11 protein-coding genes and 1 pseudogene are annotated in these 12,203 nt (G+C 61.9%); 7 read left to right on the forward strand and 5 right to left on the reverse strand.

All coding sequences use genetic code 11. The annotated features are described in order from the left end of the window. Positions 1-56: 56 nt before the first annotated feature. From NCT32_RS14435 to NCT32_RS14460, 6 genes are all read left to right on the forward strand, one after another. Positions 57-680: a cytochrome b/b6 domain-containing protein gene (locus NCT32_RS14435; protein WP_061120846.1), complete on the forward strand. Its 624-nt coding sequence runs from the start codon at positions 57-59 to the stop codon at positions 678-680. Between the two features lie 3 nt (positions 681-683). Then, positions 684-1,457: a molybdopterin-dependent oxidoreductase gene (locus tag NCT32_RS14440; RefSeq protein ID WP_061120847.1), complete on the forward strand. Its 774-nt coding sequence runs from the start codon at positions 684-686 to the stop codon at positions 1,455-1,457. A gap of 31 nt (positions 1,458-1,488) precedes the next feature. Beyond that, entirely contained in the window at positions 1,489-2,100 is a 612-nt protein-coding gene (locus NCT32_RS14445; protein WP_061120848.1) for a hypothetical protein, read from the forward strand. A 208-nt stretch (positions 2,101-2,308) separates the two neighbouring features. Beyond that, a complete protein-coding gene (locus tag NCT32_RS14450; protein ID WP_061120849.1) occupies positions 2,309-3,760 on the forward strand; it encodes an NAD-dependent succinate-semialdehyde dehydrogenase in 1,452 nt (483 codons plus the stop codon). A 198-nt stretch (positions 3,761-3,958) separates the two neighbouring features. Beyond that, positions 3,959-4,222: a hypothetical protein gene (locus NCT32_RS14455; protein ID WP_143756421.1), complete on the forward strand. Its 264-nt coding sequence runs from the start codon at positions 3,959-3,961 to the stop codon at positions 4,220-4,222. A gap of 64 nt (positions 4,223-4,286) precedes the next feature. Then, the gene (locus tag NCT32_RS14460) at positions 4,287-5,117 is read left to right on the forward strand and encodes an NAD(P)-dependent oxidoreductase (protein WP_086961476.1); all 831 of its coding nucleotides are present in this window, start codon (positions 4,287-4,289) and stop codon (positions 5,115-5,117) included. Here NCT32_RS14460 and NCT32_RS14465 read toward each other — a convergent pair. After that, positions 5,114-6,538: a PLP-dependent aminotransferase family protein gene (locus NCT32_RS14465; protein WP_061120851.1), complete on the reverse strand. Its 1,425-nt coding sequence runs from the start codon at positions 6,536-6,538 to the stop codon at positions 5,114-5,116. The genes NCT32_RS14460 and NCT32_RS14465 overlap by 4 nt on opposite strands. 299 nt (positions 6,539-6,837) lie before the next feature. Here NCT32_RS14465 and NCT32_RS14470 point away from each other — a divergent pair, with 299 nt between their 5' ends. Further along, the gene (locus NCT32_RS14470; RefSeq protein WP_061120852.1) at positions 6,838-7,161 is read left to right on the forward strand and encodes a DUF2917 domain-containing protein; all 324 of its coding nucleotides are present in this window, start codon (positions 6,838-6,840) and stop codon (positions 7,159-7,161) included. A gap of 79 nt (positions 7,162-7,240) precedes the next feature. Here NCT32_RS14470 and acnA read toward each other — a convergent pair whose 3' ends face one another. From acnA to NCT32_RS14490, 4 genes and pseudogenes are all read right to left on the reverse strand, one after another. Then, a complete protein-coding gene (acnA, locus tag NCT32_RS14475) occupies positions 7,241-9,958 on the reverse strand; it encodes an aconitate hydratase AcnA (RefSeq protein WP_061120853.1) in 2,718 nt (905 codons plus the stop codon). A 44-nt stretch (positions 9,959-10,002) separates the two neighbouring features. After that, positions 10,003-11,454 carry a bifunctional 2-methylcitrate dehydratase/aconitate hydratase gene (locus NCT32_RS14480; RefSeq protein ID WP_061120854.1) on the reverse strand — a complete coding sequence of 484 codons (1,452 nt, stop codon included), beginning with the start codon at positions 11,452-11,454 and terminating at the stop codon, positions 10,003-10,005. Between the two features lie 32 nt (positions 11,455-11,486). Next, the gene (locus NCT32_RS14485; RefSeq protein WP_061120855.1) at positions 11,487-11,993 is read right to left on the reverse strand and encodes a hypothetical protein; all 507 of its coding nucleotides are present in this window, start codon (positions 11,991-11,993) and stop codon (positions 11,487-11,489) included. 90 nt (positions 11,994-12,083) lie between these two features. Beyond that, positions 12,084-12,203 (reverse strand): annotated as a pseudogene (locus NCT32_RS14490) (2-methylcitrate synthase); the annotation flags it as partial.

The raw sequence follows: 12,203 nt of genomic DNA on the forward strand, positions 1-12,203 counted from the left end.
AAGATGACAAAAAAGTCATCCACAGGTCATCGATCGATCAGCGGCGCGTCGCTACCATGCCAGCGAAACTCAATCGAATCGCGAGGCTCGAAGACGTGCAAATACAACCGTTATGGCTGCGCATCACGCACTGGCTCAATGCGTTCGCCGTGTTGATCATGGTGACGAGCGGCTGGCAGATCTACAACGCATCGCCGATCTTCAGATCCATTGTTTTCCCAAGCGCCATCACGCTCGGCGGCTGGCTCGGCGGCGCGCTGCAATGGCATTTCGCGGCGATGTGGTTGCTGGTCGCGAACTTCATCGTGTATGTCGCGATGAATGTTTTCACGGGACGCCTGCGCCGCCGCATGTTTCCGCTCTCGATCAGAAGCATCGTCACGGACGCATTCGCCGCATTGCGCGGCAAGCTCGGCCACGACGATCTCACGCACTACAACGCGGTACAAAAGTTCGCGTATCTGGCGGTGATCGTGGACATCGTGATCGTGATCCTGTCGGGCCTCGCGGTATGGAAGTCCGTGCAATTTCCATTGCTTCGAACGCTCATGGGCGGCTACGACGAGGCCCGCGTCGTGCATTTCTTCGGCATGAGCTTTCTGGTCGCGTTCTTCGTGGTGCATGTGGTGATGGTTGCACTCGTGCCGCGCTCGCTTGTGATGATGATTCGAGGTCGTTAAGCCATGTCGCTCAAGCTATTCAAATCGAGACCCGATGCCGAGCTCATCATCAAGGATGCGGCGAAGGAATTAAAGGCGCCCGCGCGACGTTTATTCGGCAAGCGCATTCTGTCGCTCGGAGGCCTCGCGATGCTGTCCGGCTGCAACATCACCGACGATAAATCCATCAACGCGATGCTGCGCCGCATTTCATCCTTCAACGACGACGTGCAGGCGCTCCTGTTCGATCCGGCCAGGCTCGCGCCGACCTATCCCGAATCGATGATCACGCGCCCGTTTCCGTTCAACGCGTTCTACGACATCGACGAAGTGCCCGAAGTCGACCCGTCGACGTACAAGCTGGAGATCGGCGGCCTCGTCAAAGGCAAGCGCGTCTGGACGCTCGACGAACTGCACGCGATGCCGCAGGAAAGCCAGGTGACGCGGCATATCTGCATCGAAGGCTGGAGCGCGATCGGCAAGTGGGGCGGCGTGCGCTTTGCGCATGTTCTCGCGCGGGCGGGCGCCGATACGAGCGCCAAATACGTGGCCTTCCATTGCGCCGACAACTACTCGACGAGCATCGACATGCCGACCGCGCTGCACGCGCAGACGTTGCTCACGCTCACCTACGACGGCCAGATTCTGCCGCCGAAATACGGCTTCCCGATGAAGCTGCGTATGCCGACCAAACTCGGCTACAAGAACCCGAAGCACATCGTCGCGATCACCGTGACGAACGATTACCCCGGCGGCTATTGGGAGAACCAGGGCTACAACTGGTTCGGCGGGTCCTGAAGCCTTCGTTTTCACACTCCAAGGAGATTGCATGTCGATTCGAATGAAACTCGGCGTCAGCATCGTGACGCTCGCACTCGCTTCCGCAGCCTTTGCCCAGACGCCCGCCGCGAAACCCGCGCGCATTCGCGGCGATATCGTGTCACTGTCAGGCGACACGCTCACCGTCCATCGACGCAGCGGCGACACGGTGAAGATCGCCGTCAAGTCGGATACGCCTGTCACCGCGCTGAAGAACATCAAGCTGCAGGACATCAAGCCGGGCTCGTTCGTCGGCACGGCGGCGACCACCGGTACGGACGGCAAGCTCACCGCGACCGAAGTGCTCGTGTTCCCGGAAGCCGCGCGCGGCACCGGCGAAGGTCACTATGCGTGGGATCTGGGCCCGCAAAGCTCGATGACCAACGCGAATGTCGATCAGGTCGTGCAGGGCACGAGCGGCCGGGATCTCAAGCTCTCGTACAAGGGCGGCTCGAATTCGGTGACGGTGCCGGAGAACGTGCCCGTCGTGACCTTCGCGCCCGCGACGCATGACGACCTGAAGCCGGGCAAGAAGGTGTTCGTTGTCGCAAGTCCGGCGGGTTCGGACTTCGCGGCGCAGCGTATCGTCGTGGAGAAGGATGGCGTCGCGCCGCCGATGTAAGCGGCCCGCATTCGTGCATCTTGCAAGCGCCCGCCGGGATGTTGCCGGCGGGCGTTTGTCATTCGAGCGCCGTGCGAATGCGCCTGCAACTATCGGTTGAACATAGCGCGTATCAGCAGATACTACGCGTTCGGGATAACATGGCCGTTTGCATCTTTTGATCTTGCGCAACGTAACTTCAGGCCACGCCACCCGTAAGGAGACATGCATGAGCAACACGCGTTCGGGCTTTCCCGCCTATCCGAATACGCAGCTTTATATCGACGGCGCCTGGCGCGATGGCTCGCGCGACACCGCCGTGATCAATCCGGCGAACGAAGCCGAAATCGGCCGTCTTGCGCTCGCAGGCGAAGCGGAGCTTTCACTCGCAGCCGACGCCGCCGCTCGCGGCTTCAAGGAATGGCGCAAGGTCTCGCCGTATGAGCGCAGCAAGCTGATGCGCCGGGCGGCGCAGAACATTCGCGAACGCGCCGAGCAGATCGCCGCCATCATGACGATGGAGCAGGGCAAGCCATTCGGCGAGGCGCGCATCGAAACGCTGTCGGCGGCGGACATCATCGAATGGTTCGCGGAAGAAGGGCGTCGCACGTATGGCCGTGTGATTCCGTCGCGCACGGATGCCGTGCGCCAGATCGTCACGCGCGAACCGGTCGGTCCGGTCGCCGCGTTCACGCCGTGGAATTTCCCGATCAATCAGGCGGTGCGCAAGGTGTCGGCCGCGCTCGCATCGGGCTGCTCGGTCGTGCTGAAAGGCCCCGAGGAAACGCCCGCGAGTTGCGCGGCGCTCGTGCAGGCCTATGCCGATGCGGGCCTGCCTGCCGGCGTGCTGAATCTCGTGTTCGGCGTGCCCGCCGATGTCTCGAAGTATCTGATCGCGCATCCCGCCATCCGCAAGATTTCGTTCACCGGCTCGACGCCGGTCGGCAAGCTGCTCGCATCGCTCGCAGGCGAGCACATGAAGCGCGTGACCATGGAGTTGGGCGGCCACGCGCCCGCCATCGTGTTCAAGGACGCCGACATTCCCCGCGCGGCGAAGATGCTCGCATCGGCGAAATTCCGCAACGCCGGCCAGGTATGCATTTCGCCGACACGCTTCCTCGTCGAAGAATCCGCGTATGAGGAGTTCGTGCAGCACTTCGTCGCGACTGCGAGCGCGGTGAAAGTCGGCAATGGCCTCGACGATGGCGTGCAGATGGGCCCGCTCGCAAACGGCCGCCGTCTCGAAGCGATGGAGCGTCTCGTCGCCGATGCGCGCGAGCATGGCGCGAAGGTGTTGACGGGCGGCGAGCGCATCGGGCGCGAAGGCTACTTCTTCGCGCCGACCGTGCTCACCGATGTGCCGCTGAGCGCGCGCATCATGACTGAAGAGCCGTTCGGCCCGATCGCGCCGATCGCATCGTTCAAGTCGTATGATGAAGTGATCGCCGAGGCGAACCGTCTGCCTTACGGACTCGCGGCATACGCTTACACGAGCTCGGCGGCGACGTCGGCGGCGGTGTCGGACGATATCGAAAGCGGGATGCTCTCGATCAATCATCACGGTCTCGCGTTGCCGGAGACGCCGTTCGGCGGCGTGAAGGACTCGGGCTATGGCTCGGAAGGCGGCAGCGAAGCGATGGAAGCGTATCTCGTCACGAAGTTCGTGACGGAGCATCGTTGATTCTTGCGTGGTGAAGTCGTTCGAAAGGCGGCCCTTCGAGGGCCGCTTTTGATTGCACCAAATTGTTCAGGATGGCGAATCGAAAGGCGCGTGAAGCCTCGGTGAAATAAGCACCAGTTTCAGGTGTGTAACGCCGTAACACGCGGAAAAATGTCCGTAGCCGAATTGCCAGCTTCACTCTCTAGCATGTATCGATACGTGCCTTCCGCTCGTCCGACGCATGGAGAACCGAATGCTGAGTCCACACGAATTTCCACGCTCCTGCTGATCGAGCGCTCGCCTCACCAGGTCGAAGTATTCGGTCAGCACGCGGCGCGCTTGCGTCAGGAAGCGCTCGTCGAGATCACACGGCTGCCGACCGGCGTGCCCATGCCGCTTCTCACGCAGAAAGGTCACGATGTGCTCAAAAGGCTCGGCGCGCTCCGGAACCTTCGCTCGAACGAAGCCGAAGACAGCGAATAGGCCGAGCGCGTCTTCGCTCGCAAGCGTATTCTGTGTTTCGTTCGCGGATACACGGAGCCTGCAAGTGACTCAATCGAAACATCCGACCGTCACAATTCTGGGCGCGGGCAGCATGGGATCGGCCATCGGCCGTGCATTGACGCAATCGGGCGCGCGCGTGCTGACATCGCTCGAAGGCCGCAGCGCCGCCAGCGCAGCGCGCGCACGCGAGGCCGGCATGGAAGACGCGAGCCTCGATAGCCTAGTGGCATGCGAGTTCATTCTGTCCATCGTGCCGCCCGCGGTTGCGATCGACACCGCGAAACGCATGGCGCCCGCGCTCGAACAGGCGAGCGTCCTGCCGCTCTTCATCGATTGCAACGCGATCAATCCGGATACGGTCCGGGAGATCGAGCGCGTGCTTGAACCGACCGGCACGCCGTTCGTCGATGGCGCGATCATCGGCATGCCTTCTTCGCCGAAGTTTTACATGTCGGGGCCGCATGCACGGCATACGCAGCCACTCGCCGATGCCGGCCTCGTCGTGCGCGTGCTCGATGGACCGGTCGGTGCCGCATCCGCGCTCAAGATGTCGTATGCGGGCATCACGAAGGGACTGACGGCGCTCGGTTCGGCCATGTCGCTCGCCGCGATGCGCAACGGCGCGGGAGACGCGCTCTTCAGCGAACTCGCAGAGAGTCAGCCCGCGCTTGCCGCGTGGCTCGCGGGTAATGTGCCGCGCATGCCGCCGAAGGCGTATCGATGGGTCGCGGAGATGGAAGAGATCGCGCAGTTCATCGGCGACGAATTCGCCGAGCATCGCATCTACGAAGGCGCGGCGGGACTTTACGCGCGGCTTGCGCAAGACAAGGACGCGACCGACGCACTCGAACGCTTCTTCACCGAACGCCGCTAGACGCGCGCTGCCGCGGCTTCTTTTATGTACTCGAAGAAGCGCGCCGCGCGCCGGTCGCCCGCATACGCGGAGTTGATGCGCACCCACGGACACGCTTCGCCATTCGGGCGGTAATAGCTGCCCGGCGCGAGCGTCACGCCAAGCTTCGCCGCTTCGTCGACGAGCACGGACGAATGGTCGATGCCCGGCACCTTTGCCCACACGAAATTGCCGCCGCTCGGTTCATCGAACACATCCCAGCCGTAGCTTTCGAGCGTTTGCACCGCGCTCGACAGCGAATCACGCACGCGCTTGCGCAGCCGTTCCAGATACTTGCGATACGTGCCGCGTTCCAGCAGGCTCGCCGCGACGCTCTCCGCGAAACGCGTGCCGCCGAGACTCGTCAGCACCTTCACATCGACGAGATTCTTCACGAGCTCGCGATTCGCCGCGAGATAACCGATTCGCAGCGACGACGACAGTGTCTTCGACAATCCGCCCACGTAGATCACGCGATCGAACTGATCGAGCGATGCGAGCCGTTGCGTCGGCACGGCCTGGAAGTCGGCGTAGATATCATCCTCGACGATCGTGAAGCCGTGCTGCGTCGCGAGCTGCAGCAGCCTGAATGCGACCTGCGGCGCGATATTCGTCGCGGTCGGATTCTGGAAGACCGTGTTGATGAAGAAGAGCTTCGGTTGATGCTGCTTGAGCAGTTCCTCCGCAACATCGATATCGGGACCATTCGCGAGCCGCGGCACGCCGACGAGACGCACGCCTTGCAGCTTGAGAAGCCCGAAGAGGTTGTAGTAACCCGGGTCTTCGACGAACACCGTATCGCCGGGCTTCAGCATGTAGCGCACGATCAGGTCGAGCGCCTGACTCGCACCGGTGGTGATCATCACGTTCGGCAGATCGGCGTCGATGCCGAGCGCGTTGATGCGCATCACGACTTGCTGGCGCAGGCTGGTGTCGCCGTGAGGGATCGCGTAGTCGATCACGCTCGGCACATCGATGCGTGACGCCTGACGGATCGCCTGCGTGAGACCGTCAACGTCGCGCCACGCCTCCGGAATGAAGCCGCTCGACAGCTTCAGCGACTCGCCGGGATAGTTGAACTGCTGAAGGATCTGGTTCGATTCTTCCTCGGCCAGGCGCGGATCGCAATTTCCGGCGTTGCTGTCGCGTTCGTCCACGTGATTCGCCACATAGAAGCCGGAACCGTGCTTCGGCTGAATCAGCCCGCGGGACGCGAGCCGGTCGTACGCCTCGATCACCGGAAAGCGGCTGATGCGCTGTTCGGCGGCGAGCTGACGAATCGAGGGCAGCTTCGCGCCTGCGAGCACGCGGCGCGAACGGATCATCGCCTCGACCTGGTTGACGATCTGCTCGGTCAGCGGCACGCCGGTGCCGCCGTCGATGTGGAGCGGAAGTGCGTTCATGATGTTTCAAACTGTTCAGTGATTCATAGTGAACACTTTGATTTCGCTGTTCACAGGTGTCGTCAGGACATTCGAACGCATCCGAAAAGCCGCGTCAAGACTGTCCGAGCGGCTAGGCGAACTGTTTTTCAAGTGTCAGATCGCCATGAACTGTTCGGCCAAAATAGCTTAACAGTTCTGCTCCAACTGTTCATAAGTGTTCATTCAAGCTGTTCGGAATCGGTCGAATAATAGGATCAACGGCTGCTTTGCGCATGCGAACGCGGCCTTCCAGTTACACGATCCGAAGGAGCAGCATCATGCGTGAAATCCGGACATTCGAACTCGATCGGCGCGACGCGCCCACGCGCTGGGTGATCGATCGGCCTCAGACGTTGCGCGTCACGCGCGGGCAAGTCTGGCTGACCATCGAAGGCGCAGCCGATGACTACTGGCTCGACGCGGGCGCCTCCGTCGAACTCAAGCCGTACACGACGATCTGGGTCAGCGCGACGGAGGACGCCAGTTGGTTCTCGATGGCCTCCGGCTCGACGCGCGGCAGCGCGCGCAGGCTGGCCGATATCGCGCGCGCGTGGTTTGCGCGCCGTCCGATGCCGGCGAAACTGGCGACCTTGAAGGCGTAGGCGAAAAAAAACCCGGCCGTGGCCGGGTTCAATGTTCCCGCGCTCTTTCGAGCGCGGTCACCTGCAAAACAGGCTTGACTTACGCCGCCAGCAGCGAGCGCAGCACGAACGGCAGAATCCCGCCGTGCTTGTAGTAGTCGACTTCGATCGGCGTGTCGATGCGCAGCAGCACCTGCACGCGATCTTCCTTGCCGTCCTTGCGATGGATCACCAGCGTGACTTCCTGCTGCGGCTTGAAGTCATCGCCGAGACCTTCGATGTCGTACGTCTCTTCGCCGGTGATGTTCAGTGACTGGACGCTGTCCGAGCCCTTGAATTGCAGCGGCAAGACGCCCATGCCGACGAGGTTCGAGCGGTGGATACGCTCGAAGCTGCGCGCGACCACGGCCTTCACGCCGAGCAGTTGCGTGCCCTTCGCCGCCCAGTCGCGCGACGAACCCGTGCCGTACTCTTCGCCGGCGAAGATGACGGTCTGCGTGCCGGCGTCGATGTACTTCATCGCCGCGTCGTAGATCGACAACTGTTCGCCGCTCGGCTGGTGAATCGTCAGGCCGCCTTCGATGCGGGTGCCGTCGGCCTTCGCCGGGATCATCAGATTCTTGATGCGCACGTTCGCGAAGGTGCCGCGCATCATCACGTCGTGGTTGCCGCGACGCGACCCGTAGCTGTTGAAGTCGGCCTTCTGCACGCCGTTTGCCTTCAGCCACACGCCCGCCGGCGACGTTTCCTTGATCGAACCGGCCGGGCTGATGTGGTCGGTCGTCACTGAATCGCCGAAGATGCCGAGCGCGCGCGCGCCCTTCACAGCGGGGATCGAATCGGCCGGCTTCATCGAAAAGTCGCTGCCGAAGAACGGCGGCTCGGCGATGTACGTCGACTTCGGCCAGTCATACACCTGACCGCTTTCGCCCGCGATCTTGCTCCACAGGTCGCCTTCCTTCGTGAGCTGCGAATAGTTCTCGCGGAACGCCTTCGCATCCAGCGCGAACTTGAGCAGCGCGTGGACTTCGTCGCTCGTCGGCCAGATATCGCCGAGATAGATGTCGCGGCCGTTCGTGCCCTGGCCGACAGGCTCGGTCATCAGATCGCGCGTGATGTTGCCCGCGATGGCGTAGGCCACGACGAGCGGCGGCGAAGCCAGGAAGTTCGCGCGGATGTTCGGGTGAATGCGCGCTTCGAAGTTGCGGTTGCCGGACAGCACCGCTGCCGCGATGACGTCGTTCTTCGTGATTGCGTCGTTCAGTTCCGGCGTCAGATCGCCCGCGTTGCCGATACAGGTCGTGCATCCGTAAGCGGCGAGCGTGAAGCCGAGCTTGTCGAGATAGGGCATGAGACCCGTCTTCGTCAGATACTCGGTGACGATGCGCGACCCCGGCGCGAGCGACGTCTTGATGTGCGGCGCGACGGTCAGACCCGCTTCGACGGCCTTCTTCGCGAGCAAGCCGGCGGCGAGCAGCACGCTCGGGTTCGACGTGTTCGTGCACGACGTGATCGCGGCGATCAGCACATCGCCGTTCTTCAGGTTCACGCCGTCGGTCGTCCTGTATTGCACGTTCAGGTCGGCGGCCTTCTTGTTGAAGCCGTTTTCGCCGACCGGCTTCGAAAAGAGATCGACGAACGTGCTCTTCACGTTGCCGATTTCGATGCGGTCCTGCGGACGCTTTGGGCCTGCGAGCGACGGCGCGACCGTGCCGAGATCGAGCGTGAGCGTCTTGGTGTAGTCGATGTCGCCGGCCTTCGGCACGCCCCACAGCTTCTGCGCCTTGAAGTATCGCTCGAACGCGGCGATTTCCTCGTCGGTGCGGCCCGTGCCCTTGAAGTATTCGATGGTCTTTTCGTCGACCGGGAAGAAGCCCATCGTCGCGCCGTACTCGGGCGCCATGTTGCCGATGGTCGCGCGGTCCGGCACGCCGATCGAGGCCGTGCCTTCGCCGAAGAACTCGACGAACTTGCCGACGACCTTCTCCTTGCGCAGCATTTCAGTGATGGTCAGCACGAGGTCGGTCGCCGTGCAGCCTTCGCGCAGCTTGCCCTTCAGCTCGACGCCGACGACGTCCGGCGTCAGGAAGTACACAGGCTGGCCGAGCATGCCCGCCTCCGCTTCGATGCCGCCCACGCCCCAGCCGACCACGCCGATGCCGTTGATCATCGTGGTGTGGCTGTCCGTGCCGACGAGCGTGTCCGGGTAGTAGACGGTGTCGTTGCCCTCGGTCTTCTTGTGCACGCCGCGCGCAAGATATTCGAGGTTCACCTGGTGCACGATGCCGATTCCCGGCGGCACGACCTTGAACGTGTCGAACGCCTGCATGCCCCACTTCATGAACTGGTAGCGCTCGTTGTTGCGCTGAAATTCCAGCTTCATGTTCAGGTCGAGCGCGTTCGGCTCGCGGAAATGATCGATCTGCACCGAGTGATCGACGACGAGATCCACCGGCACGAGCGGCTCGATTGCCTTCGGGTCCTTGCCGGCGCGCTTGGCGACGCCACGCATCGCGGCGATGTCGGCGAGCAGCGGCACACCGGTGAAGTCCTGCAGCACGACGCGCGCGACGACGAACGGGATTTCATCGACACGAGCGGCATTTGGCTTCCAGCTCGCCAGTTGCTCGATGTGCTCTTCGGAGATCTTCTTGCCGTCGTAGTTGCGCAGGACCGATTCGAGCACCAGCCGGATCGAGACCGGCAGGCGCTCGATCTTGACCTTCAGCGCGTCGCCGAGTTGCGGCAGCGAGTAGAGCTTGCCTTTGCCGGAGCCGCTGTCGAATTCCTTGAGCGTGTTGTGAAGATTGTGGGCCATGGTTATTTTCCTTGGACTAAGACGAGGAAATTGCTTCTCTAAGGCTAAATCACGTACAGATCGACATATTCATTGACCGGCATCGCTTCGAGCCTTGCCTGATCGAGCGATACCGCGAGTATCGCCTGCTGCTGCTTTTGCGGAAACCGACGCGCGAGATTGGTCCTGAATTTCTCGACGAGCAGCGCAATGCCATCCGCGCGACGGCGCTTGTGACCGATCGGATATTCGACCGCGATTTCATCGAGCTTTGTGCCGTCGTTGAATTCGACGGTCAGCGCATTCGCGATCGAACGCTTGTCCGGGTCGTGATAATCCTTCGTGTACTGCGTGTCTTCCACGCATTCCATCTTCGCGCGCAGTGTGTCGATGCGCGGGTCCTGCGCGATCGAATCTTCGTAATCGGCGGCGGTGAGCCGGCCGTAAATCAGCGGCACGGCGACCATGTACTGAATACAGTGATCGCGGTCCGCGGGGTTGTTCAGCGGCCCTTTTTTGTCGATGATGCGAATCGCCGCTTCGTGCGTGCGAATCGTGATCTTGCTGATGTCATCGACGGACCTGCCGGCTTCCTTCAGCTTGCCGTGCAAGATCATCGCGGCTTCGACGGCCGTTTGCGAATGGAACTCGGCAGGGAAGGAAATCTTGAAGAGCACGTTCTCCATCACGTAAGAACCATACGGACGCTGGAACCTGAACGCGTTGCCCTTGAAGAGCACATCGTAAAAGCCCCATGTCTTAGCGGTCAAAACGGATGGATAGCCCATCTCGCCGGTCTTCGCGATCAGCGCGAGACGCACGGCGCGCGACGTGGCGTCGCCCGCGGCCCACGATTTGCGCGAGCCGGTGTTCGGCGCATGACGATACGTGCGCAGCGGATGACCGTCGACGAAGGCAAGCGAAACCGCATTGATCAGTTCATCGCGCGTGAGGCCGATCATCTGCCCGACGACGGCCGTCGATGCGAGCTTGACGAGCAGCACGTGATCGAGCCCGACCTTGTTGAACGAGTTCTCGAGCGCGATGCAGCCTTGAATTTCGTGCGCCTTGATCATCGCGATCAGGACGTCTTTCATGTCGAGCGGCTTCTTGCCCGATGCGATCGCATTACGTGAAAGCCAGTCGGCCGTTGCAAGAATGCCGCCGAGGTTATCCGACGGATGGCCCCACTCGGCGGCGAGCCACGTGTCGTTGAAGTCGAGCCAGCGGATCATTGCGCCGATATTGAACGCGGCCTGTACCGGGTCGAGCTGAAACTGGGTGCCTGGCACCCTCGCGCCGTTGGGGACGATCGTGCCGGGCACGATCGGTCCCATCAGCTTGGTGCAGGCGGGGTAGGAGAGGGCCTCGAGTCCGCAGCCGAGCGTGTCGATCAGGCAGTTGCGCGCCGTTTCGAACGCAAGCGTGCTGTCGACGCTGTAATCGAGCACGTAGTCGACTATGTCGACCAGTACCTTGTCCGGATCGGGCCGGACATTGGAGATCGGTGCGGACATCGAGTGATTCCTGATGTAAGTGCTGAACTAACTTACTCCGCGTTCTTGATCAGCGCGTTCGACTGCGTCGGAGCCGGGCCGCCCGCAGCCATTTCGGGCGTCATGCACTCGTCGGCGAGGCGCGACGAGTCCTTATCCGAGAACAGCATCGCTTTCGACGGGATCACGACGAGGTCCATGCCCGATGCCGAATCGTGGAAACGATCCGCGCCGGTCGTCGTATCCTGGCGCGGCAGACGGTAGTCCTTCTTGGCCCAGTTCACGGTGACGATGGCGTCACGCTTCATGTCGCCTTTCAGATAGAAAGCGTTACCGTCCTTGCACGACCATTTCACTGCACCTTCGGGGATCGGATCAATCTTGGCCGCCGCGGCCGCTTCGGCCTTGGGGCTGCGCTTGATCAGGCGGCGAGCCGGAGCGGGGCGCTTGGCCTTGGCCGCGCTCGATTCGGTCGACGTCGCAGCGAAGGCGTCGGCGCTGACGAAGACGCTCGTCGTTGCCAGCGTGCCGGCGATTGCAGCGATCAGAAGTTTATTCATCGAAAAAAACCTTTCAAAAACATTGGGGTTGAATGGCGGTTTGCCGCGCGGCGTGGATTTCTTCCTCGTAAAATCCGATCGCGCAGCCCGCTATTTTCGCTTATTTATCGCGACGAACTTCAAATTCTCCGGACCGGTGTAATTCGCGCTCGGCCGAATGATCTTGTTGTCGATGCGTTGCTCGATGATGTGCGCGCTCCAGCCTGAAGT

Origin of the sequence: Caballeronia sp. INML2 (assembly GCF_023631365.1) — a bacterium.
Taxonomy (GTDB): Bacteria; Pseudomonadota; Gammaproteobacteria; order Burkholderiales; family Burkholderiaceae; genus Caballeronia; species Caballeronia turbans.